Source organism: Photobacterium chitinilyticum, from assembly GCF_004104355.1.
Taxonomy (GTDB): domain Bacteria; phylum Pseudomonadota; class Gammaproteobacteria; order Enterobacterales; family Vibrionaceae; genus Photobacterium; species Photobacterium chitinilyticum.
On record NZ_RJLM01000007.1, the window covers coordinates 211,790 to 234,994 of the forward strand.

Here is a 23,205-nt window from a genome sequence, read left to right on the forward strand (position 1 = left end):
GCATAGTTACTAAACCGGCGGTTGCTGGCAGAAATCCGTTAAGACATCATTCTTTGGATCGGGTAGAATTGCGCCGATTTCCGATAACGTTTTCGTATGTACCGTATAGAGGCTGAACATGAAGGACTTTTTGATCGCTCCATCTATCCTGTCTGCAGATTTCGCACGTCTTGGTGAAGATGTCGAGAAAGTATTGGCTGCAGGTGCAGATGTGGTTCACTTTGATGTGATGGACAATCACTATGTGCCGAATCTGACATTTGGTGCGCCAGTGTGTAAGGCACTGCGTGACTACGGCATTACTGCGCCGATTGATGTTCACCTAATGGTGAAGCCGGTAGATCGCATTATCCCGGATTTTGCCAAAGCTGGCGCGACGATGATCACCTTCCACGCTGAAGCAACTGAGCATCTAGACCGTACCTTGCAGCTGATAAAAGAACACGGATGCCAGGCGGGTGTGGTATTTAACCCGGCAACGCCACTTCATCACCTAGATTATGTCATGGATAAAATTGACCTAATCTTGCTGATGTCAGTTAACCCGGGCTTTGGTGGTCAGTCGTTTATTCCAAATACGCTTGATAAGCTGCGTGAAGTGCGTAAGCGTATCGAGGCTTCTGGTCGAGATATCCGTGTGGAAATTGATGGCGGCGTTAAAGTTGAGAATATCCGTGAAATTGCCCAGGCGGGTGCGGATATGTTCGTAGCAGGCTCAGCTATTTTCAGTCAGCCAGATTACAAGACCGTCATTGATGAAATGCGTGCCGAGCTGGCCAAGGTTGAGCGTTAATGGAACACTTCAAAGGCATTAAGTTTATTGCTTTTGATCTGGACGGGACGCTGCTCGACAGCGTTCCCGATCTGGCTGAAGCAGCAGACAAGGCCATGCGTACTCTTGGCCGTCCTGGTGTGACGGTTGAGCAGGTGACGACTTGGATTGGCAATGGTGCCGATGTGCTGATTGGCCGCGCTCTGAGTCGAAGCCTTGAAGTGGACCCTCAGCTCGATCCCGAACTGCATAAAGAAGCCCGCCAGCTGTTTGACCGCTTTTACGATGCTGGTGGACACAAGCAAAGTGCGCTTTACTCTGGGGTAAAAGATACCCTTGCTTCTTTTCATCAGGCAGGGGTTCCGATGGCTATCGTAACCAACAAGCCTGCGCAGTTCGTTCCGCACTTGCTGGAACAGCATGGTATCAGTGACTATTTTGTCGATGTTATTGGCGGTGATACCTTCCCGCTGAAAAAACCGGATCCCTTTGCCTTGCATTGGCTGATGGAAAAACATCAGCTGGCAGCAACAGAAATGCTGATGGTCGGTGATTCCCGCAACGATATCTTGGCGGCAAAAGCAGCGACATGTTATGTTGTCGGACTGACCTACGGATACAATTACGGTCAGCCGATCAGTGACAGTGACCCCGATATTGTACTGGATCACTTTAGCCTGTTGGCAGAAGTGGTTAAACTAGACAGCTAGTACTATCAGGCCTGCGTTTGCCTGACGACAAGTTTTGAATATTAGTCAGCGGCACTTGTGCCGCTGCTTATCTTTAGTGACATAGGAAATCCCATCATGAGTAAACCCATTGTATTGAGTGGCGTCCAGCCTTCTGGTGAATTGAGTATTGGTAACTATTTGGGTGCGCTGCGTCAGTGGGAACAGATGCAGGATGATTATGATTGTCAGTACTGTGTTGTTGACCTCCATGCAATCACTGTCCGTCAGGATCCGAAAGCGCTTTATGAAGCGACGTTAGATGCGCTGGCTATCTGCCTTGCCGTTGGCGTGGATCCGAAGAAAAGCACGCTATTCGTCCAGTCACATGTTCCTGAGCATGCCCAGCTTGGTTGGCTGCTAAATTGTTATACTCAGATGGGCGAGCTGAGCCGCATGACGCAGTTCAAGGACAAGTCGCAGCGCCATGCGAATGACGTCAATGTCGGCCTGTTTGGCTACCCGGTATTGATGGCTGCAGATATTCTGCTTTATGGCGCTCACCAGGTACCAGTAGGCAGTGATCAGAAGCAGCACCTTGAGCTTGCTCGCGATATCGCGACTCGCTTTAATAACATTTACGGTGGCGACGATACTATTTTCCAGGTGCCGGAGCCGTATATTCCGACAATTGGCGCGCGTGTTATGAGCCTGCAAGATGCGACCAAGAAGATGTCGAAGTCTGACGATAACCGTAAGAACGTGATCACTTTGCTGGAAGAGCCTAAGTCGATCATCAAGAAGATCAACAAAGCACAAACGGATACCGACACGCCGCCGCGTATTGCCCATGGCGTCGACAAAGCCGGTATTACCAACCTAATGGGTCTGTACTCGGCGGCGACGGGCAAGTCGTTTGAGGAAATCGAAGCACAATACCAGGGTGTGGAGATGTACGGTCCGTTCAAGAAAGACGTTGGTGAAGCTATTGTTGCGATGCTTGAGCCGGTTCAGGCCGAATACAAGCGTATTCGTGAAGACCGCGCCTACATGGACTCAGTCATGAAAGCCGGTGCTGAAAAAGCCTCTCAACGTGCTGCCGTGACATTGAAGAAAGCCTTCGAAGCGGTTGGTTTTGTGCCCCGCCCATAAGCGATATAGTGTAGGAATATTCTTTGAAACCGGCCTTTTGGCCGGTTTTTCTTTAATGTTTTTCTTTAATCTTGGCTTGCCTTTATTATTCCCTATAGCAAAATAGACCGCCAAATCACCTTGGGATCTGATGTATCAATGCTGCTGATTATCGACAACTATGACTCTTTCACCTACAACCTGTACCAATACTTCTGCGAGCTGGGCGCCGAGGTGAAAGTCGTACGTAATGACGAAATAGATCTTGCAGGCATAGAGGCATTGTCACCTTCCCATCTGGTGATCTCACCGGGGCCCTGTACTCCGGATGATGCCGGTATTTCGCTACAGGCCATCGAGCATTTTTCCGGTAAGCTGCCTATTTTGGGGGTTTGTCTCGGCCATCAGGCGATTGCCCAGGTGTTTGGCGCTAAAGTGGTGCGGGCCCGTCAGGTGATGCACGGCAAGACCTCGCCTGTGGTCCATACCGATAGCAGTGTCTTTGCGACGCTGAATAATCCGCTGACCGTTACCCGCTACCATTCGCTGGTGGTGCATACCGATACATTGCCAGATTGTTTTAATGTAACAGCCTGGACTGAGCGCAACGACGAGTTTGACGAAATCATGGGGATTGCCCATAAAACGCTACCCATTGAAGGCGTACAATTTCACCCCGAAAGCATTTTGACCGAGCAGGGCCACCAGTTACTGGCCAACTTTCTTCGACGCTGACAGAGCAGAAAAGCATTGCAGCAGGATTTTCTGCTGAATGAGCAACAGACGCAGTTAATAATCTACTCACTAGGTTGCGGGATTTTCTCTCTCGACAGAGGGGAGCCGTCCTACAAACTGTCTTGTTTCCGCGATCCTTATCACCTTTCTTAACATTTCGTTAGCGCTTTTCAGAAAATGACGCTGGCAACCTTATGCACTTATCGTACTGCCGCCTGCCGTTATTTCCTAAGCGGAAAAACACTTTTTTCCGATGTGCGGTTAATAAACTTCCCTTAAACCCGCATAAATATGTATTCAACAGAGAGTTACCCAACTCAAATAAAGGATAAAAAAAATATTCTGCTATTGGAATTGGTTAATAAAATGTAAATACTATGCTTAAGACGCAATATACAGAAGGAAAGGATGATGGCAATGGAGCACAAAGTAGGACGTCAGTTGTTTGATGAGGTCATGGTACCGTGTTATTCCCCGATGCAGATCGTACCGGTGAAAGGTCTGGGTGCGCGAGTATGGGATCAGGACGACCGTGAATACATTGATTTTGCCGGCGGTATCGCAGTGAGCTGTCTGGGTCATTGCCATCCTGTTATGGTCAATGCGCTCAAGGATCAGGCCGATAAGTTATGGCACTTAAGCAATGTCATGACCAATGAGCCGGCGCTGCGCCTGGCGAAAAAGCTGACCGAGCACAGTTTTGCCGAAAAGGTGTTCTTTGCAAACTCCGGTGCCGAGGCCAACGAAGCGGCACTGAAACTGGCCCGTCGTTATGCGGCGGATAAGTTTGGTCCGGAAAAATCGGAAATCATTTCCTTCCAGCAAGGGTTCCACGGTCGCACCTTCTTTACCGTAACCGTAGGTGGCCAGGCGGCCTATTCTGATGGCTTCGGCCCGAAACCCGGTGATGTGACCCATCTTGTATACAACGACCTGTCGACACTGGCTGAGCATATGTCAGAACGTACTTGTGCGGTCATGATGGAGCCGTTGCAGGGCGAAGGCGGAATTATTTCTCCGACTCAGGAGTTTATCCAGGGCGTTCGTGAATTATGTGACAGGCACAATGCCCTGTTGATCTTTGATGAGGTACAAACTGGCAATGGCCGTACCGGTGATTTTTATGCCTATCAAGGGCTGGGTGTTACCCCGGATATCCTCAGTACTGCGAAATCACTGGGCGGTGGTTTCCCGATTGGCGCTATGCTGACAACCTCTGAGCTGGCCGTTCACCTCAAGGTCGGAACACATGGCTCAACCTATGGCGGCAACCCGCTGGCTTGCGCGGTAGCAGAAGCAGTAGTGAATGAAGTCACCAAACCGGAAGTGCTGGCTGGCGTTAAGCAGCGTGAGCAATGGTTCCGTGACGCGCTGGCAGATATTAACGCTAAATATCCAATTTTTGATGAAGTCCGTGGTAAAGGCTTGCTGCTGGGCGCCGCCCTGAACGAAGAATGGCAGGGGCGTGCCCGTGACATTCTGCTGGCGGCTGGCGAGGAGGGGCTGATGGTGTTGGTTGCCGGTGCGAACGTAGTGCGCTTTACGCCGTCACTGGTGATCGACAAGGCCGATATCGATGAAGGTATGGCACGCCTTGAGTGTGCAATTGCCAAGCTTCATCAGTAAGCCTGTATATACCTTGTAGTGGCTGGCAGGAGCCTGGCCGCTGCAGTTGCCTGTTTCCTAACATGAGAAGGCAATATACCTACTATTTGAAAACAAAAAGTTAGCGGTGCTTGCCGCTACCTGCATCTGGAGGGAGTTCGATGCTGGTTATACGTCCTATTACTGAATCCGATTTACCGGCGCTTATGCAGTGCGCCGAAGAGTCCGGTCATGGTTTTACCTCACTACCGGTGAACGAAGAGATCCTGAGCAACAGGATTGGGCATTCGGTCGAGAGCTTTGCCAAAGCGGTTACCAAGCCGGGGCCGGAAGGCTATCTGATGGTGGCAGAAGATACCAAGACTGGAGAGATTGCGGGTACCACAGCAATAGAAGCCGCTATCGGGCTGGACAATCCCTTTTATACCTATCACCTGAGCACTGTTGTTCATTCATCTCGCCGACTCAATGTCCACAACGTGGTGAAAATACTGACATTTGGTAATGACTACACCGGTGTGAGCGAACTATGCACCCTGTTCTTGCGTCCGGAGTGGCGTCAGGGGTTGAATGGCCGCCTGTTGTCGAAGTGTCGTTTCATGATGATGGCCGAGCATCCGGAGCGTTTTGATACCACGGTGATTGCAGAAATGCGCGGTGTCTCCGATGAGGAAGGTCACTCGCCGTTCTGGGAGTGGCTGAAAGAGCATTTCTTCTCGATTGATTTCACGCTGGCAGATTACCTGACCGGGATCGGGAAGAAGGGCTTCATTGCCGATCTGATGCCGAAGCTGCCGATTTACGTCAACCTGCTGAGCCCGGAAGCCCAGGCGGTGATTGGTGAAGTGCACGAGAAGACGCGTCCAGCCCTTCGTTTGTTGGAAAAAGAAGGATTTAGCTGTCGCGGTTATGTGGATATTTTTGATGCCGGCCCGACGGTCGAGTGTGATGCACGCAATATCGAATCAGTACGCCATTCCCAACGCTGTACGGTCACGGTTGGTGAAGCGGACAACGGTAGAGACTGCATTATTAGCAACAGTTCGTTTGAGCACTTCCGTGCTGTTGTCGGTAAGGTCGTGCTTGATGAAAAGAATGCTACGGCTTTGATAGATGCAGAAATGGCAGAAGCCCTGCAGGTTAACAATGGTGATCAGGTACGCCTGATTGCGCAATAACAGGACGGGAGAACATCATGACACAATGGATTGCAGGAAACTGGCAGGCAGGTAATGGCGAAGCGATGCAGTCACTGAACCCGTTTAGCGGTGAGGTGATCTGGCAGGGCGAAGGGGCGACTGCCGAGCAGGTAGAGCTAGCTGTTGCCAGTGCCCGGCAGGCTCTCCTGAGCTGGCGAAAAACCGCGCTTAGCGAACGTCAGGCCATCGTTGAACGTTTTGCCGAATTAGTAAAAGAAAACAGTGAGCATATTGCGCGTACTATCGCCGAGGAGACTGGCAAGCCGTTGTGGGAAACCCGGACGGAAGCCGGAGCGATGGTCGGCAAGATCGCTATTTCGCTACGCGCCTATCAAGAGCGTACCGGGAATAAACAGAAAGAGGTGGCGGGAAGCCAGGCGGTACTGCGTCATCGCCCGTTGGGAGTTATGGCAGTCTTCGGGCCTTATAACTTTCCGGGCCATCTACCTAACGGTCATATTGTTCCTGCGTTATTGGCAGGGAATACCGTCGTATTCAAGCCATCAGAGCTGACGCCGAAGATTGCTGAAGAAACCATGAAGCTGTGGCAACAGGCAGGTTTGCCTGATGGTGTTATTAACATGGTGCAGGGTGCCCGCGCCACTGGTGAGGCATTGGCTGGCTCTTCCGGTATCGATGGCCTGTTGTTTACCGGTAGTGCCAATACCGGTCATATTCTGCATCGTCAGTTTGCCGGCCAGCCGGGCAAGATGCTGGCGCTGGAGATGGGGGGGAACAACCCGATGGTTATCTCCAGTGACTATGGCGAGCTGGAAGCGACTGTCTACACTATTATTCAGTCAGCGTTTATCAGTGCCGGCCAACGTTGCACCTGTGCCCGACGTCTGTATTTGCCGGATGGCGACAAGGGTGATGTATTGCTTAAGCGTTTGGTCGAGGCCACGTCACAGCTCATCATCGACGGCCCATTTGCCGAGCCTCAACCGTTTATGGGGCCGCAAATATCGGAAACGGCTGCTGACGGTATCGTGCGTGCGCAGGCCAATTTAGTCAGCCTGGGGGGGAAGGTATTGCTGGAAGCCAAACGAGGTCAGGGCGCGATAGTGACACCGGCAATCATTGAGGTGAGCAATGTCGCTGAGCTACCGGATGAAGAATATTTCGGTCCGCTGCTGCAGGTGGTGCGCTACCAGAGTTTGGAACAGGCTGTGACGTTGGCGAATGATACACGGTACGGTCTGTCTGCCGGCTTGGTCTCCACCAGTGATGATGAATGGCAATACTTCATTGATCACATCCGTGCCGGAATTGTGAACCGTAACCGGCAGTTAACTGGTGCCAGCGGTGATGCCCCGTTTGGTGGGCCAGGTGCATCCGGAAACCTTAGACCTAGCGCGTACTATGCGGCGGACTATTGTGCCTATCCAATGGCATCGATGGAAGGTGAGCAAACCGAGTTGCCGGCACAGCTGTCGCCGGGCATATCGCTGTAAGCGTTAGTGGCTGGAATTTATCGATAAAGGGGGTAGCATCATCATGGAAAGGGTCGAACAATTGTTTAACGCGCTGTGGCAAGATTATATCCAGCGGCTGTGTCCGTCAGCCGCTCAGGTACATGACTTGTTGGAGGAAGGTGAGCCCCTGCTCAATGATCATATCGCCCTGCGGACCTTTAACTTACCGCAGGTCGGGCTCGATCGCTTGGCTGCACCGTTTATAGCCATTGGTTATAAACCTTGCGGTAAGTACCATTTTGAGGCGAAGAAGCTCTATGCCGAACACTTCGAGCACCCAAACCCGCTGGCACCGAAGGTCTTTATTAGCGAGTTGATGGTGGGGCAGTTTTCATCATTGCTTCAGCAGACAGTACGAGATTTAGTGAATCAAGTTCCGGAATCGGCGATGCATGATCCTGCTTTTTTGTACGGCGGGCGGTTATGGGATTTAGATTATGCCACCTATGAGCTACTGTCGGCAGAAAGTGAATATGCCGGCTGGCTGGCGGCTCATGGTTTTGGTGCTAATCACTTTACCGTCAGCATTAATCAGCTTGAGCAGTTTACCGAGATCCAGGAGGTGAACCACCTGCTGCGCCACAACGGCTTTTTGATCAATGAGTCCGGCGGGGAAGTTAAAGGTAGCCCTGAAGTCATGCTAGAGCAATCTTCAACAATGGCAGACCGGGTGCCGGTAAGCTTCCTTGATGGCAAGAAAGAAATTCCAGGTGGTTTTTATGAGTTTGCCAAGCGCTACCCAATGGAAGATGGAGAGCTTTACAGCGGCTTTGTTGAAGCCTCCGCCGATAAAATATTCGAGAGTACCAATCAGTAATTAAGTCGAGCGTCAGCCGTCATGAAATGCTGAGCCGTAACTTTACAGCGACGTAAAGCTTATCCACGGTTACCTATGGTGACCGTGGATTTTTTGTTAGTGCTGGCTATCAAGCGGTGGTACCCAATAGGTGTCATTACTCTGATGACGGCTAGAAGGATCAAAGGTTGTCTGTTGCTCAAGATAGTGGCGTTGGCCGCTGAATCCGGTGAGCTCGACAGTGGCTGGGAGTGTTTGTATTGCGGCTGGTGGTGTGGAGCCGGCATTAGGTGCAAAGCGTTCGATATCCATATAGTTGCTTTCCGTATTATCCCGTCCCGTATCTGACACCATTTCCTCAATCATTGGATCAGACCACAAGGAGATTACAATATATATGCATAATGTGGCATTGGTGGGTGTAGTGCAAGGGGGTTAAGAGTGAGCGCTGTGGCAAATTATGTCTAAAGCTATTGCATTCATGCTGCCTGGGCATAACGGCGGGCACAAAAAAAGCCGCAAGTGCGGCTTTTTATCATTTTAGCTCACTGAGCGGAAGGCTTAGCGAGTTCCGTATACTACGATCGTTTTACCGTGAGCCGAGATTAGGTTCTGCTCTTCCAGCATCTTCAGGATACGACCAACAGTTTCACGCGAACAACCGACAATCTGACCGATTTCCTGACGCGTGATTTTGATCTGCATACCGTCTGGGTGAGTCATCGCATCTGGCTGCTTCGCAAGGTTCAGCAGTGTCTGAGCGATACGGCCCGTAACATCCAAGAATGCAAGGTCACCGACTTTCTGGCTGGTCACTTGTAGTCGACTTGCCATCTGAGCGGAAAGGCGCATCAGGATATCTGGATTTACCTGAATCAGCTGACGGAATTTCTTGAATGAAATCTCAGCAACTTCACAAGGCGTCTTCGCGCGAACCCAAGCTGTACGCTCCTGACCTTCTTCGAAAAGGCCTAGTTCACCGATGAAGTCACCCTGGTTTAGGTAAGACAGGATCATTTCCTTGCCTTCTTCATCCTTGATCAATACGGCAACAGAACCTTTGACGATGTAGTAGAGGGTTTCTGCTTTCTCACCCGCATGAATCAAAGTGCTCTTAGAAGGGTATTTATGAATGTGGCAATGGGAAAGAAACCACTCTAGAGTTGGATCTGTTTGAGGTTTACCTGGAACCATATTACTAACTTCCTCTGCGTTTGTTGCCCAACAACGATATCCTTATAACTTGAAGCTGGGCCTAACAATAGAATTGTTCGCCGTCTAGGATATGCAGTCAACCGCTGGGCTGCAAGCTCACGTGAATAATTAGTTCAGAGTTTATCTGTTTTCGGCGCGTATTTCTTGATATTGATCTATCTGAAATGGGCATTTTGTAGTCATAAGTGTGCACATGATCACACCGTTGTGAGTTAGTGCCAAATCCCCCTGTTTAGAGTAAGGAAAAAGCAATGCAATCACGAGTGAAATGGGTCGAAGATATGACCTTTCTGGGCCAGTCAAACTCTGGCCACAGCGTCGTAATGGACGGTAATGGGGGCGAAAAAGCACCAAGTCCGATGGAAATGGTACTCATGGCTGCGGGTGGTTGTAGCTCGGTGGATGTTGTCGACGGGCTGAAATCTGCCGGACAGCAAATTGTGGCCTGTGAAGCTCAGATTTCTTCCGAGCGCCGCGAGCAGGCACCACGGATTTTCACTTCTGCCAATATTCATTTTGTGGTTACGGGCCATGATCTTGATGAAGCCCTCGTAGCAAAGGTCGTGGCTGATTCGTTGCAGAAGTACTGTTCGGTATGTCTGATGCTAGGCGAGGGTGTAGAGATGACGCACTCATATGAGGCAGTCAAAGCATAAGTTGTGCGTTACGAGAGACGAGTATCGAGAAGAGCGGAAAGCACACCTTTCGCAACTCGTTACTCGACTCTTGTTATTGATCTTAGGTACTAGCCTATCTTACCTGTCTCTATCAGCTGCTGGATCAGCGGACGCATGATCAGCTCCATGGCAAAGCTCATCTTGCCGCCCGGTACGACCAGGGTATTGTGACGTGACATAAAGGATCCCTGGATCATCGACAGGAGGTACGGGAAGTCGACATTTTTGATCCCGCGAAAACGGATCACCACGAAACTTTCATCCAGGCTGGGAATGGCCTTGGCACTGAGAGGGTTTGAGGTATCTACCGTCGGGACCCGCTGGAAGTTGATATGGGTACGCGAGAACTGCGGGGTGATGTAATTAAGATAGTCGTCCATTGAGCGGACGATTGACTCCATCACGGCTTCACGGGAGTGGCCGCGATCTCGGGTATCCCGGACGATCTTCTGGATCCACTCCAGGTTTACAATTGGTACCATGCCTATCAGCAAGTCGACATGTTGGGCGACATTGGTTTCGCCATCCACGACACCACCGTGTAGGCCTTCGTAAAATAACACATCGGTGTTTTCCGGCAGTTCCTGCCACGGAGTAAAAGAGCCGGGCATTTGGTTGTAGGGCACGGCCTCGTCAAATGTATGAAGGTAGCGGCGGAACTTGCCGCTGCCATCATCACCATATTGACGAAAGAATGTTTCCAGTAACGGAAAGTCATTGGCCTGAGGGCCAAAATAGCTGATGTGACGGCCTTGCTCTTTGGCCTTGCGGATTTCGACATCCATTTCCGGGCGGGTAAAGCGATGGAAGCTATCGCCTTCCAGCCAGGCGGCATTGATGTTCATCATATTGAACATTTTACGGAAAGCTTCAGAGGTGGTGGAGGTGCCAGCACCTGAGGACCCTGTTACTGCAATTATCGGATGTTTTGCAGACATGACATACCCTGTCGTTAACATTAACGGAGAGAGTTATTAACAGGCTGTTGACGAAAGGTCAAGCATAACCCGGATTCAATGACGAAAAATGATACCGTCGGCATGTGTTGTCGGCCGGGCTAGCATTGGTGGTTTCTGGAGGTTAGTTGGCTTCTAGGTCACGGCGTAGTTTGATGTCGACCGATTCGTGCAGCTCGGAAAAGACGATCACGGCTTCACCGGATGATAGCTGCTGGTGCACGTGTTGAACTTTTTGCGCCATAGTCAGTTCACTTTCGCCGTAGTCGGTGCCTTCTCTCAGGACAAACTGTTCAATTAGGTTAGTCAGGGTCTCTGGGACAATGTCTTGCCAAGGAATAATCATAGCGGTATCTGCATGTGGGGTGGATAGCTGATTATATTGTTAATTTCATTAATTGTAGAGCGGTACTATTTTTCTGAGGCTTCGTGGAAAACTAGGCACGAGTTTCTCGTGCCTTCCTCCTCGCTGCTTGAGTCTAGCCCCTATGAGCTAGCAACTTTTTCAAACCACTCGGGTACCGTTTTTTCCAGCCAGAAATCCGGATTGCGCAATGAACCGGAGACAAAGCCGACATGACCGCCGTAAGGACTTAGGTGATAGTCGATGTTATCAGGCAGAGGTTGAGAGGGGATCACCGAGGAGGTCATAAACGGATCGTCGGCGGCATGGATGATCCGCAGCCGGGTTTTGATCTGTTGCAGTTTTCCAATGCCGCTGCAGCGCCGATAATAGTCATCGGCATCCTTGAACCCGTGCAGCGGGGCCGTTACCTGCTCGTCAAATTGCCACAGGGAACGGATCTGCTCGACCTGGTCGGCGGCGACTGGCATTTTGTTCGGCAGGGCCTCGATCTTAAGGCTAAGGTTTTTTTTCATCGAGCCTAACAGGTACTGCTGATAGATCCGGGAAAAACCTTGCTGAATCCGTTCAGAGCAGGAAGCGAGGTTTAGCGGCGGGGAAATAACCTGTGCAGCCACAAGCTCTGATTGGTTTTGAGTTTCTGCCAGATAGTTGACCAGCATATTACCGCCGAGCGACACGCCGACGGCAAAGAACGGGGCATCAGGAAATTGCTGTCGTAACCACTTGATAAAAAAAGTCGCATCACTGGTTTCACCAGAGTGGTAGCCACGAGCCTGACGGTTGATTTCACCGCTACAGCCGCGAAAGTGCATCATGACCCCAAGCCAGCCTTGCTGACTGGCGGCATGCAGCAGTCCGTTGGCATAAGGGCTGTGAAAACTGCCTTCAAGACCATGAAACAGGATCATGATCGGCTTGTTAGTTGGATGCTCCGTGGCTTGTGCCGTCCAGGCCAAGTCGAGAAAGTCACCGTCCGGTGTCTCAATTCGTTGTTCTATCGGCGTAAACAGTGGGCTGCGACGGAGAAAGCGTGGCAGCAGGGTCTGTAAGTGGGCGTTACGCAGGCCGCTTGCGGGTTTAAAAGTCATCATCTGCAGCTACTCCTTCCTGCTACAAGGCAAAATCATTCATGGGGTCTTTTTGTAACAGTTCAGCCAATATAAGCAAGCCCTGTTCCAGTTTTTTATGGGTGAAGGGTGCGCTGATTGCCAACCGTACCGCTGGTGGGATTGTCGCTCCCGGCGGGGTAAACATCTCGGCCGATTTAATGATCACGCCTTGTTGCTCGGCAGCAGAAACAAAATCACTGAGACGCCAATACTCAGGTAGTGTCAACCAGACATGAAAGCTGTCAGGGGTATGCTGAATAGCGAACTTACCGAGATGTTTAGACACCAATTGCTGACGCAGACTTATATCGTGGTGAATTTGCTGCAATACACGGTCTGCATCCCCTTTTTGGATGAGTTCACAGGCCAGCCCAGTCAGTAACGGACTGATCATCAGACTGTGATTGTGGAGTGCGGTATTGAGCCGTTGCTGGAGGTTCTGCGGGACCTGGATATAGCCCAGTCTCAGGCCCGGAGCCAGGCATTTTGACAGGCCGCCAATATGGATCACCAACTCCGGATCGAGATTAAGCATAGGGGCCGGTCGTTGTTGTGGCAGTAGGCCGTTCACATCATCCTCAACCAGCAGTACTTGATAGCGGCGGCAGATGGCCAGGATCTCATTGCGTCGCTGCTCACCCATTGTTGCAGTTGTCGGGTTTTGCAGTGTAGGCGTGCAATAGAGCATCCGTGGCTGATATTGACGGCAGGCGGCTTCAAGGCTAGCTGGGATTATCCCTTCATGATCAAGCTCAACAGGCTTGACGCTGACCTGTTGCTGTCTGGCGAGGCTAAGAAATCCAGGGTAGGTGACTTGTTCTACAAGCAGAGTGTCTCCCTGCCGGCAGAATGCAGACAGGATCAGCTGAACGGCATGTTGGCCCCCAGAGCTGAAATGCATACGCTCGGGATCAATATCAAGGCCCTTGGTCTGCAGCCAGTGGGCTATTACACGACGGTGCGGTTCCAGTCCTTGCGGATCGTGGTACAGCATCATCTGGTTGAGCTGGTCTGGATGGCGGGACAAATTATCCATCGCCTCTTTGAGCATTTCGGCGCGATCAATGCAGGGTGGAATATTGTGGCCGAGGTTGCAGGCCTCTTCTTCCTGAGCGGAGTAGTTGTATACCCAGCTCGGAGAATCTTTCTGGCAGACAAAAGTACCGGCGCCTACTCGCGCCTCCACTAGCTCACGTCGTTCTGCCTCTGCATAGGCCCGGGTGACTGTTCCCACTGTTACCTTGAGTTGCTCGGCCAAGGCTCGGTGAGTTGGCAGTTTGTGTCCGGCAGATAGTTCGCCAGATGTGATCTGTTGCTCGATGGCATCGGCGATCTGACGGTAGAGCGGATCAGACTTGTGACTCTCAGTTGATGGAGTCAGTACAATATTCATAATTGTCATGGTGACAATAAACCTTTTGATCTCGATAAATCCTGCTGATAGGGTTCATTTTGTGCGATTAGACAAATTTAATCAACATTAGTCGCAAATTGTATCGGTACAATTGGTTGGGGTATTTGAATTTTATGTGGGAATGGCAATTTATTATTTCTCTGGCTGCATTTGCGGCCACGATGACAGGCACTCCGGGGCCGAATAACTTAATGGTCACAGCCTCCGGAGCTAATTTTGGATACTGGCGGACATTGCCCCATATGATGGGTATAGGCACGGGACTGGTGTCGATGATTGTCTTGGTGGCGGCTGGGCTCGGGGTTATGTTCACCCGTTTTCCTGTGTTGCATGAGCTTCTGAGGGGGGCCGGCAGTGCCTACCTGTTGTATTTGGCCTGGAGGATTGCTTCGGCCAGCTCAGCTATCCATACCGATCAGAAGAGCAGTCAGCCGATGACGTTTTGGGCAGCAGCTATGTTTCAGTACGTGAATCCAAAAGCGTGGATGATGTCCGTGACTGCTATTAGCACCTTTACGGTTGCGGGAGAGTTGTACTGGCAATCGGCGGCGCTTGTGGCCGGGATTTTTTTCCTGATCTGTTTCCCGAGCGTTTCTATTTGGGCAAGTTTTGGTACTTTGATTGGCCGCTGGCTGCATAGCTGTAAAGTACGGCGGGTATTTAACACCGTGATGGGGGCGTTGACGGCGGGCTGCGTGGTGATGATTTGGTAACGTTTGCTATTGCTATTGCTATTGCTATTGCTATTGCTATTGATGGGCTTGAAGCCGAAGCAGTAGTGTGGATGCACCGAGCAGTTGGCAGTAACGGGCGAGGTTATTTTCTGAGGTTGCTCCTGTGACAGCCTCTTTGACAACTTCTGCGGTCGGATTAGAGCCAACACATGCAAATTGATTGATTTGCCCGAGCAGCTCATGCTGCTGGCTTTTTTCCAGCTCCAGTTCAAAAGCCAATAATTGCTGATAGCCTGCTTGATCGAGCTGTGGTTTTAACTGCTGGCGCATAGCTCGATACTGCTCCAGCCGAGTATCGCTGAGCGTAAGCACGGTAATCAGTGCATTGATTTCTAGGTCAGTCAGGCCGATACGTTGGGTGTCTAGCCAATGCAATAACAGGGCAAGGTTCACGTTGCCCTGGTACTCATTTTGCAATGTCAGGCTAGCGGTTTTGACGCCAGCCCGAGCATAGTGGCTCAGGCTGAACTGCCAAAAGTCCTGCGTGCTAAGTGACAAAGAGCGAGGTGTCGGCATTAGCTCTCGCTACTGAACTGGGCTTCCATTGCTTCCAGCTCTTCCTGTAGTTCCATCCATTCCATCTCTACTTCTTCAAGCGTGGACTTGGCATCTCCCTGTCGCTTTAGTTGCTCGTTGAGACGAGCTTTGTTGTCGGCTTCGTAGATTGCGGGATCCGATAATTGTATTTCTGCACTCGAGACCTCGGCGGCAAGCTTTTCCATTTGCTTGTCCAGCTTGTCGATTTTCTTGCGCAGTGGTGCGGTTTGTTTGCGGAATTCGGCCTCAAGCCGTTTTTGCTCTTTGCGGGATGCCGCACTGTTGTCTTTGCTGACTTCAGGCTTAGTTGCCTGTAGTTCACGACGTTCGTGGCGCTGTTGCTCGGTGAGCCATTTGTGGTAGTCATTCAAATCGCCATCAAACGGCATCACCTGACAGTCATGAACCAGATAGAGGTCGTCGGTTGTAGCTCGCAGTAAATAACGATCGTGACTGACAATCACCATCGCACCCTCATAAGACTGTAATGCGAAAGTCAGTGCCTGGCGCATGTCTAAATCAAGGTGGTTGGTCGGTTCATCGAGTAGCAAGAGATTAGGGCGTTGCCAAACAATTAAGGCCAACACCAAACGTGCTTTCTCACCACCCGAGAACGGGCCGACTTTATCGAGCGCCTTGTCTCCGAGGAAGCCGAAGCTACCAAGATAGTCACGAAGTTGCTGCTCGGTAGCCTGTGGGGCAATGCGTGCCAGGTGTTGTACCGGCGTATCATCAAGACGGAGAGTCTCTAACTGGTGCTGGGCAAAATAACCAATCTTGACTCCTTGTGAATAGGTCAAGTCACCGGCCTGTGCCGGCAGTTCACCAGATAAGAGTTTGATCAAGGTTGACTTACCTGCGCCGTTACGGCCCAGCAGGCCGATGCGGCTGCCCGGAACGAGGTTTAGGCGGATCTTCTCCAGGATCAGATTGTCACCGTAACCTGCCGCAACCTGATCCATCATCATGATAGGGTTGGGCAAGGCTGACGGTTCACGAAACTCAAAGCTGAACGGGTTATCGAACTGGGCCGGCAGTACCTTTTCCATGCGCTCCAGGGCCTTGATTCGACTCTGTGCCTGGCGTGCCTTGCTGGCTTTGTAACGGAAACGGTCGATATACGACTGCATATGCGACATTTGTTTTTGCTGTTTCTGGTACATGGCCTGTTGCAGCACCAGCTTTTCCGCTCGCTGGTTTTCAAACGACGAATAGTTGCCGGTATAGCTGTTCATCGTTTGGTTTTCAATGTGAATGATACGGCCGACGACGGGATCAAGAAAGTCGCGGTCATGGGAGATCAGTACCAGTGTCCCGCGGTAGTTTTGCAGCCATTTTTCCAGCCACATGACGGCATCCAGATCCAGGTGGTTGGTCGGTTCATCGAGCAGCAACAGATCGGAACGGCACAGCAGTGCCTGTGCAAGGTTCAAACGCATCCGCCAGCCGCCCGAGAACTGGGTAAGGTTCCATTGCATCTGCTCCTGGGTGAACCCCAGCCCATCAAGCAGTTCTGCGGCGCGGGCATTAATACTGTATCCACCGATAGTATCCAGCTTGCCGTGAAGTTCGGCAACCTTGTTGCCGTTATTTGCTTCTTCGGCTGCGGCCAAGTCCTGTTCTAGCTTGCGGTATTCGCGATCACCATCGATAACATATTCAATTGCACGGCGCTCCAGTGCCGGGGTTTCCTGGGCTACCCAGGCGAGTTCCCAGTTGGCCGGGAACTGGCAGGAACCGGCGTCTACGCTCAATTCATCTTTTAGTAATGCAAATAAAGTAGACTTGCCGCAACCGTTCTTGCCCACAAGGCCGACTTTGTCGCCGGGGTGAATAGTTGCCGTGGCGTTCTCGAGAAGGGCTTTACCGCCTCGTAAAAGCTGAATGTCCGAAAAGGTAATCATCGACAGTGTCGGGGTAGCCCCGCTCCGCAAAATAAAGTGCACGAAATGAGCGGCAGTCTATACCAAACGGCCTTTGACTGCTAACTCGATGATAGTTGTCGGGGCTATATTAGAAGGATGCACTTATGAATTTAGATTCAGGCGATCCGCTTGAGGAACAATTATGTATGATGTGTACAGAGACAATGACAGACGTTGCGTCTGAAGGAATAATCCGCAGGATGTTGTAAGGGAAATTATGACCACACCAGGACGGCCAAGAATTTTGGTCATTTATGCCCACCCTGATCCTCAGGAATCGGTGGCAAATCGTGAAATGCTCAAGGGTATTGATGATCTTGAGCATGTGACGGTGCATGACTTATATGCGGCCTATCCGGATTTTTTCATTGATATTAACCATGAGCGGAAGCTGATCCGCCAGCATGACATTATTGTTTTCCAGCATCCCCTCTATATGTATTCCTGCCCTGCGTTGCTCAAGGAATGGATGGACGTGATATTGAGCAAGGGCTTTGCCCATGGTGACGGCCTCGAGACCAAGGGGAAGTATTGGCGATCGGTGATCACAACAGGAGGTGCGGCGGAAGCCTATACGCCGGATGGTTATAACCGCTGTAGTATCGCCGATATATTGAAGCCGTTCGAACTGTCAGCCGATTTATGCCAGATGGAGTGGCTTGAGCCGCTGGTATTGCATTGGGCGAGGCGGATCCCGACGAGGGAACTAGAGCAGCATGTTCAGCACTACCGCCGTTGGTTACTCTCTCCGTTTGCCAGTGGCAAGGAGGTTGAGTATGGCCAATGACGTTCTGTCTGTCAGTGTCGTTTTCCTTGCCGCGGCAGTGGTGGCCGTACCGATAGCCCAACGGCTGGGGCTTGGTTCCGTGCTGGGATATCTGCTGGCCGGGATTGCGATTGGTCCGTGGGGGTTGAGGCTGATCTCTGATGTCGATGCTATTTTGCATTTCTCCGAGTTCGGGGTGGTCCTGTTACTGTTCTTGATTGGCCTTGAGCTGAACCCCAAGAAGCTATGGCAGATGCGCAAGCCGATCCTCGGACTGGGCGGTAGTCAGGTGGTGGTGACCAGCGCGGTTATTGCAGCAATCGTCATGGCCTGCCGTTCGTTTTTACCCGAGATCAGCTGGCGGGACGCCGTTGTGGTCGGTATGGGCTTGGCGTTGTCTTCTACGGCTATTGCGCTGCGGGTGATTGAAGAGCAGAGTCTTGATGGCAGCGAGACCGGGCAGTCGGGCTTTGCCGTGTTGTTGTTCCAGGATATTGCAGTGATCCCGATGCTGGCGGTATTGCCCGTTCTGGCAGGGGGCGGAGGCGGTAGCTGGCTCGATTTCGCCTGGATGATTGGAGGCATATTGGCGTTGTTGGTTGGTGGGCACTTCCTGTTGCGTCCACTGTTTCGCTGGGTGGTATTGAGTGGTGTGCGGGAGCTGTTTAACGTCGCAGCCTTGCTATTGGTCATTGGTATTGCGCTCGGGATGCAGTCTCTGGGGCTGTCGATGGCACTGGGTACTTTCCTGGCCGGCGTACTGCTGGCCGAAAGTGAATACCGTCATGAGCTGGAAATAGCTATCGAGCCGTTTAAGGGGCTGTTGCTCGGGCTGTTTTTTATCTCGGTCGGTATGGCCGTCAATCTTGGATTGTTGCTGGAATACCCGCTGCAAATTCTTTTGGCCGTGATCGCCCTGATCAGCGTTAAGGGACTGTTGCTATACGGCTTGGCCCGTCTGTTTGGGATCCGGCCAAAATCACGAAGCCAGATGGCTGCGATTCTCAGCCAGGGCGGTGAGTTTGCCTTTGTCCTGTTTACGGCGGCACTGGGCGAGGGGTTACTTGGCAACGAGCTGTCCGCTTTGCTGCTGGTGGTCGTGAGTATATCGATGATGACGACTCCGCTTATTTTGCTATTGCAAGATCGGTGGTTTGCCCGGACGTTCAAGGCGGAAGAGGAAGCGTTGGAAAGTGATGTTATTGACCGTGAGCCGCGGGTGATCATTACCGGTTTCGGACGCTTTGGTCAGGTGGTCGGGCGGCTGTTGTTTGCTAATAAAATTCGGGTTACGGTGCTTGAACGGGATCCAGGCCAGATCCAGTTTCTGCGTAAGTTTGGCTATAAAGTGTATTACGGTGATGCTACCCAACTTGACTTGCTTCGGGCGGCAGGGGCAGATAAGGCCGAGGCCATTATTATCTGTACCGATGAGCCTGGTGAGGTGATGGAAGTCGTCAACCTGTGCCAGCAGTATTTTCCTAAGCTTAAAGTATTGGCACGGGCAAGGAGCCGGGTTGAGGCCCATCAGCTGCTTAGCCATGGTGTTGAGAACTTTTCTCGGGAAACTTTTGCCGGCGCCCTTGATTTAGGCCGTCAGGCCCTCATATCTCTGGGTATGCACCCGTACAAAGCCAAGCGGGCTGAAGCACATTTCCGTAAACTTGATACAACAGCCCTGCAGGATTTGCTGCCGCAGCATTCCGAAGATGTTCATCTGGCTTCGCGGTCCAAGGAGGCCCGAAAAGAGCTGGAAGACATTTTTGACCGGGAAATGCGTGGTGAACGTGAACGCCATAATGGCTGGGACTAGTGCTGGTGTTGTGAATGTTTGTCACAACAACCAGTTGTAAGGGAATGGGTAGAATGGCAAAGAAACGATTTATAGCTGGTGCTGTGTGTCCTGAATGCAAAAAGCAAGACACACTACGCTGGTGGCAAGAGAATGATGTCGAGATGGTTGAGTGTGTGGAATGTCATCATACTGACCGCCGGGCTCCGCAATCTGTAGCGGAAAGTGAACAGCTGTCTCAACAAACCAAACAGCAAGTGATAGGGATCTTTAAACCCGAATAGTGAGCAGACATTGGCATCGAGGTGCCTTTATCCGTTATCATGCGGGGGCAGATTTATATTGAGTACCGTTTCATCGTGATTGTGAGTAAGGTTATCTGTCACGATGAAACGGTACTATCTACATATCGGAGTAAACATGAAAGTCGCTAAAGACATCGTAGTAAGCCTAGCTTATCAAGTGAAAACTGAAGAAGGCGTGGTTGTTGATCAATCAACTGCCGAAGCACCACTAGATTACCTTCACGGCCACAACAACCTGATTGTTGGCCTGGAGAAAGCACTAGACGGTCGCGAAGCGGGTGAAAAATTTGAAGTGACTGTTGCTCCTGAAGACGCATACGGTGAGCACGCTGAAGAAATGGTTCAGCGTGTACCTGCAGATGTATTCCAGGGTGTTGATGAAATCACAGTGGGTATGCGCTTCCTGGCAGATACTGACCAAGGCCCAATCCCGGTTGAAGTAACAGAAGTAGACGGCGACCACGTTGTTGTTGACGGCAACCACATGCTAGCTGGTCAGACTCTGACTTTTAATGCCGAAGTTGTAGCTGTTCGTGCAGCAACTGAAGAAGAAATTGCTCACGGCCATATCCACCAGGGTGGCGGTTGTTGTGGTGGCGGTAGCTGCGGTGATGACCATGGTCACGACCACAAAGAAGAAGGTGGTTGCTGTGGTGGCGAAGAGAAGGGCGGCTGTGGCTGTTCTCACTAAGAAGTACTCTTCTTAAGAACGAATAAAAAACGGGAAGCTCAGGCTTCCCGTTTTTTTTTAACTATTAATAATGCGGCGGTGGCGTCTCTTCGGATTCATCAGCCATATTGGAGGTCTGCATTCCCTTGACTTTACCGACCATAAATTTCAGTTGTACCTGCATCTCGTCGATTAAAAACTGTTGTTTGGTCAGAGCCTGATTGAGCTCATCGATGGTCTGCTCCTGAAAAGCCTGCTTCATTTCCAGCTCGTCAATTTGAGCCTGTAGTTTCTTGGTGTCAGTCATAGGGCGAATTCGTCCGGTGTTAATCTGTGGTCCAAGCCTGGGCAATGCCGGCGGATGTGCCGGATATAACCTGTCCGTCAGGGGTAATGGCGACATCATACACCACTGCTGCAGGTGGTCGAGTATCTTGTTGCGGTGCAGCCTCCCAGCGACCGAGGTTGTTACCGGTTGCCGAGTCCCATAATTCAATACGTCTTGCCGGAGTCCCCGTTGCCAACCGAGTACCGTCATCGGAAAAACGGGCGCTGGATAAATTCTGCTGGCGCAGGCGAACAGCTAGCTCAGCCTGTTTCTTGCCGTTACTAAGATCCCAGATAAAAATATCGTTGCCGCCATCGGCGGTTAAAGCTAGCCTGCCGTCTCGTTGTAGGGCCACGCGGCTGATCCGCGAAGTGTGCTCGAACTGATAGATGATCTGTCCGCTGCGGGTGTCCCACAGGTAGGCAAAATAGTCATTACCGCCGGAAAGGGCAAACTGACCGTTGGCTGAAAGCGCCACGGAATTGACTTTTTCTCGGTGGGCGAGGAACTCTAGCCGTCGTCCGCTGCCCAAGTCGATGTACAGGGCCTTGCCGTTCGATAGTCCCAATAGGATATGCTGCCCGTTGCTGGCGATATCGACATCGCGGATGATTCCGTCCGAGATAGACCAGAGACCGTTCGATTGGCCCCAGGCGAGATCCCAGACTGCAAAATTTTGAGCTGTCGCGGTGATGGCGAAGCGGTTGTTGTCAGAAATTTTACTGGTGAGAACGGTATTGTGATGTGGATCTTGAGAACCAAAATCTGCTAACTTTTTGTTTTGCTGTAAGTCCCATAGCACGATACCTTGTTGCGTCGAGTGCAAAATAGCAAAACGACCGTCTCGGCTAAGACTAAAACTGGTTGCGCCTTCAGGGGCAATGGCCCAGCGTTTGAGCTCGGAGCCTGAAAAAAAACAGCCAGTCAGGGTAATCAGTGCCAAAATAATGCTAAAGGCTTGTATTTTTTTATGCATTAAGGTCTGGTTCCGGTTTGTTTTGCTAAGAGATAGAATGTGGCCAATCGTATTAAGTCACTGATTAAAAATAATGGTTAGGCAGTGACTTAATATGATTGGTATTAGTATATTGATATAGCGCGCTTTTCACAGCAATGGTGAAAAGCCGATTATAAAAATGAGGCATTCCCTCATCGATTGATGGAGAAATACATGAAACCTGTTCTAAAGATGTCTGTTTTGGCTGCAACAATCCTACTTGCGGTAGGCTGCCAAGATGAAAAAGCGGCTGAAGCAAAAACTGCAGAACCTGCAAAGGTAGAGCAGGTTGCATCTGATGCAGCGGCGCCAGCAGCATTTGCTTCTGAAGATGAAAAAGCGGCATACGCAATTGGTGCGTCACTGGCACAATATCTGTCGGCTAACCTAGACCAGCAGAAAGAGCTAGGTTTGGATTTGGATCGTGAGCAGGTTCTGGCTGGTGTTAGCGATGTGTTTGCAGGCAAGAGTCGTCTGACACCGGAAGAGACCCAACAGACCCTTCAGGATTTGGATAAGCGCGTGTCTGATATCGTGACGGAAAAAGCGAAAGCAGAAGCTGAGAAGAACATCAAAGCAGGCGAAGAGTACCGTGCTGAGTTCGAAAAACTAAACGGTGTGGTGAAGACAGATTCTGGTCTACTGTATCAAGTTGAAAATCAGGGCGAGGGTGAAAAACCAGCAGCAACGGATACGGTGAAGGTTCACTACAAAGGTATGTTAACTGACGGAACTGAGTTTGATAGCTCTTACAAGCGCAACCAACCGGCAACTTTCCCATTGAATCAGGTTATCCCTGGTTGGACAGAAGGTGTTCAGCTAATGCCTGTTGGCTCTAAGTTCAAGTTCGTTATCCCGCCTGAGTTGGCATACGGCTCTCAGGCTAATCCAAGCATCCCGGCAAACTCGACCTTGGTGTTTGAAGTTGAACTGCTTGATATCGTTAAAGCTGAACAGTCAGCTGAAGCAGTGACTCAATAAAGAACTGACTGTTAATACTTCTGGTCTAAGAAGATAGCCTTGAGTAGAGAA

General features: G+C 50.9%; 25 protein-coding genes. 15 read left to right on the top strand and 10 right to left on the bottom strand.

The annotated features are described in order from the left end of the window. Positions 1-118: 118 nt before the first annotated feature. From rpe to EDI28_RS17450, 8 genes are all read left to right on the top strand, one after another. Entirely contained in the window at positions 119-793 is a 675-nt protein-coding gene (gene rpe, locus EDI28_RS17415) for a ribulose-phosphate 3-epimerase (protein ID WP_128785159.1), read from the top strand. Next, a complete protein-coding gene (locus EDI28_RS17420; RefSeq protein ID WP_128785160.1) occupies positions 793-1,482 on the top strand; it encodes a phosphoglycolate phosphatase in 690 nt (229 codons plus the stop codon). The genes rpe and EDI28_RS17420 overlap by 1 nt, the downstream gene beginning before the upstream one ends. A gap of 96 nt (positions 1,483-1,578) precedes the next feature. Next, positions 1,579-2,592 (top strand): tryptophan--tRNA ligase, encoded by a 1,014-nt coding sequence (trpS, locus tag EDI28_RS17425; RefSeq protein WP_128785161.1) that lies wholly within the window; start codon positions 1,579-1,581, stop codon positions 2,590-2,592. A gap of 138 nt (positions 2,593-2,730) precedes the next feature. Beyond that, the gene (locus EDI28_RS17430; RefSeq protein ID WP_128785162.1) at positions 2,731-3,306 is read left to right on the top strand and encodes an aminodeoxychorismate/anthranilate synthase component II; all 576 of its coding nucleotides are present in this window, start codon (positions 2,731-2,733) and stop codon (positions 3,304-3,306) included. A gap of 411 nt (positions 3,307-3,717) precedes the next feature. After that, on the top strand, positions 3,718-4,932 hold the full coding sequence (locus EDI28_RS17435; protein WP_128785163.1) for an aspartate aminotransferase family protein: 1,215 nt from the start codon (positions 3,718-3,720) through the stop codon (positions 4,930-4,932). Positions 4,933-5,072: 140 nt separating this feature from the next. Continuing rightward, entirely contained in the window at positions 5,073-6,089 is a 1,017-nt protein-coding gene (gene astA / locus EDI28_RS17440; protein WP_128785164.1) for an arginine N-succinyltransferase, read from the top strand. 17 nt (positions 6,090-6,106) lie between these two features. Further along, positions 6,107-7,564: a succinylglutamate-semialdehyde dehydrogenase gene (gene astD / locus EDI28_RS17445; protein WP_128785165.1), complete on the top strand. Its 1,458-nt coding sequence runs from the start codon at positions 6,107-6,109 to the stop codon at positions 7,562-7,564. A 43-nt stretch (positions 7,565-7,607) separates the two neighbouring features. Continuing rightward, the gene (locus EDI28_RS17450) at positions 7,608-8,402 is read left to right on the top strand and encodes a DUF1338 domain-containing protein (protein WP_128785166.1); all 795 of its coding nucleotides are present in this window, start codon (positions 7,608-7,610) and stop codon (positions 8,400-8,402) included. A gap of 96 nt (positions 8,403-8,498) precedes the next feature. Here EDI28_RS17450 and EDI28_RS17455 read toward each other — a convergent pair whose 3' ends face one another. After that, complete coding sequence (locus tag EDI28_RS17455) at positions 8,499-8,747, bottom strand: hypothetical protein (protein WP_233353451.1); 249 nt, start codon at positions 8,745-8,747, stop codon at positions 8,499-8,501. A 195-nt stretch (positions 8,748-8,942) separates the two neighbouring features. Then, positions 8,943-9,575: a cAMP-activated global transcriptional regulator CRP gene (gene crp, locus EDI28_RS17460; protein WP_036801200.1), complete on the bottom strand. Its 633-nt coding sequence runs from the start codon at positions 9,573-9,575 to the stop codon at positions 8,943-8,945. Positions 9,576-9,847: 272 nt separating this feature from the next. Here crp and EDI28_RS17465 point away from each other — a divergent pair, with 272 nt between their 5' ends. Next, the gene (locus EDI28_RS17465; protein ID WP_128785167.1) at positions 9,848-10,252 is read left to right on the top strand and encodes an OsmC family protein; all 405 of its coding nucleotides are present in this window, start codon (positions 9,848-9,850) and stop codon (positions 10,250-10,252) included. A gap of 89 nt (positions 10,253-10,341) precedes the next feature. Here EDI28_RS17465 and EDI28_RS17470 read toward each other — a convergent pair whose 3' ends face one another. From EDI28_RS17470 to EDI28_RS17485, 4 genes are all read right to left on the bottom strand, one after another. Further along, complete coding sequence (locus tag EDI28_RS17470) at positions 10,342-11,211, bottom strand: phosphoribulokinase (RefSeq protein ID WP_128785168.1); 870 nt, start codon at positions 11,209-11,211, stop codon at positions 10,342-10,344. A gap of 142 nt (positions 11,212-11,353) precedes the next feature. Beyond that, entirely contained in the window at positions 11,354-11,575 is a 222-nt protein-coding gene (locus EDI28_RS17475; protein ID WP_128785169.1) for a YheU family protein, read from the bottom strand. A 140-nt stretch (positions 11,576-11,715) separates the two neighbouring features. Beyond that, positions 11,716-12,687: a hydrolase gene (locus EDI28_RS17480; protein WP_233353453.1), complete on the bottom strand. Its 972-nt coding sequence runs from the start codon at positions 12,685-12,687 to the stop codon at positions 11,716-11,718. Between the two features lie 19 nt (positions 12,688-12,706). Further along, positions 12,707-14,107, bottom strand: coding sequence for an aminotransferase-like domain-containing protein (locus EDI28_RS17485; protein ID WP_128785170.1), 1,401 nt, complete (start codon positions 14,105-14,107; stop codon positions 12,707-12,709). A 125-nt stretch (positions 14,108-14,232) separates the two neighbouring features. Here EDI28_RS17485 and EDI28_RS17490 point away from each other — a divergent pair, with 125 nt between their 5' ends. Further along, on the top strand, positions 14,233-14,832 hold the full coding sequence (locus EDI28_RS17490) for a LysE family translocator (protein ID WP_128785198.1): 600 nt from the start codon (positions 14,233-14,235) through the stop codon (positions 14,830-14,832). A gap of 36 nt (positions 14,833-14,868) precedes the next feature. Here EDI28_RS17490 and EDI28_RS17495 read toward each other — a convergent pair whose 3' ends face one another. Further along, positions 14,869-15,369, bottom strand: coding sequence for a TIGR02444 family protein (locus EDI28_RS17495; RefSeq protein WP_128785171.1), 501 nt, complete (start codon positions 15,367-15,369; stop codon positions 14,869-14,871). Next, entirely contained in the window at positions 15,369-17,294 is a 1,926-nt protein-coding gene (locus tag EDI28_RS17500) for an ABC transporter ATP-binding protein (protein WP_128785172.1), read from the bottom strand. The genes EDI28_RS17495 and EDI28_RS17500 overlap by 1 nt, the downstream gene beginning before the upstream one ends. A gap of 238 nt (positions 17,295-17,532) precedes the next feature. Between EDI28_RS17500 and kefG the strand changes: the two genes are divergently transcribed. From kefG to slyD, 4 genes are all read left to right on the top strand, one after another. Continuing rightward, on the top strand, positions 17,533-18,102 hold the full coding sequence (gene kefG / locus EDI28_RS17505; RefSeq protein WP_128785173.1) for a glutathione-regulated potassium-efflux system ancillary protein KefG: 570 nt from the start codon (positions 17,533-17,535) through the stop codon (positions 18,100-18,102). Next, a complete protein-coding gene (gene kefB / locus EDI28_RS17510; protein ID WP_199287457.1) occupies positions 18,086-19,894 on the top strand; it encodes a glutathione-regulated potassium-efflux system protein KefB in 1,809 nt (602 codons plus the stop codon). The genes kefG and kefB overlap by 17 nt, the downstream gene beginning before the upstream one ends. A gap of 53 nt (positions 19,895-19,947) precedes the next feature. Next, complete coding sequence (locus tag EDI28_RS17515) at positions 19,948-20,157, top strand: YheV family putative zinc ribbon protein (protein ID WP_128785175.1); 210 nt, start codon at positions 19,948-19,950, stop codon at positions 20,155-20,157. Between the two features lie 136 nt (positions 20,158-20,293). Next, complete coding sequence (gene slyD, locus EDI28_RS17520; protein ID WP_128785176.1) at positions 20,294-20,869, top strand: peptidylprolyl isomerase; 576 nt, start codon at positions 20,294-20,296, stop codon at positions 20,867-20,869. Positions 20,870-20,933: 64 nt separating this feature from the next. On the opposite strand, the gene EDI28_RS17525 is transcribed toward slyD, so the two are convergent. Together EDI28_RS17525 and EDI28_RS17530 are read right to left on the bottom strand one after the other, a co-directional pair. Continuing rightward, a complete protein-coding gene (locus tag EDI28_RS17525; protein WP_128785177.1) occupies positions 20,934-21,155 on the bottom strand; it encodes a SlyX family protein in 222 nt (73 codons plus the stop codon). 19 nt (positions 21,156-21,174) lie between these two features. After that, the gene (locus EDI28_RS17530; RefSeq protein ID WP_128785178.1) at positions 21,175-22,152 is read right to left on the bottom strand and encodes a WD40 repeat domain-containing protein; all 978 of its coding nucleotides are present in this window, start codon (positions 22,150-22,152) and stop codon (positions 21,175-21,177) included. 195 nt (positions 22,153-22,347) lie between these two features. Between EDI28_RS17530 and fkpA the strand changes: the two genes are divergently transcribed. Beyond that, positions 22,348-23,154, top strand: a complete 807-nt coding sequence (gene fkpA, locus EDI28_RS17535) for an FKBP-type peptidyl-prolyl cis-trans isomerase (protein ID WP_128785179.1) — start codon at positions 22,348-22,350, stop codon at positions 23,152-23,154. The last annotated feature ends 51 nt before the right edge of the window (positions 23,155-23,205 follow it).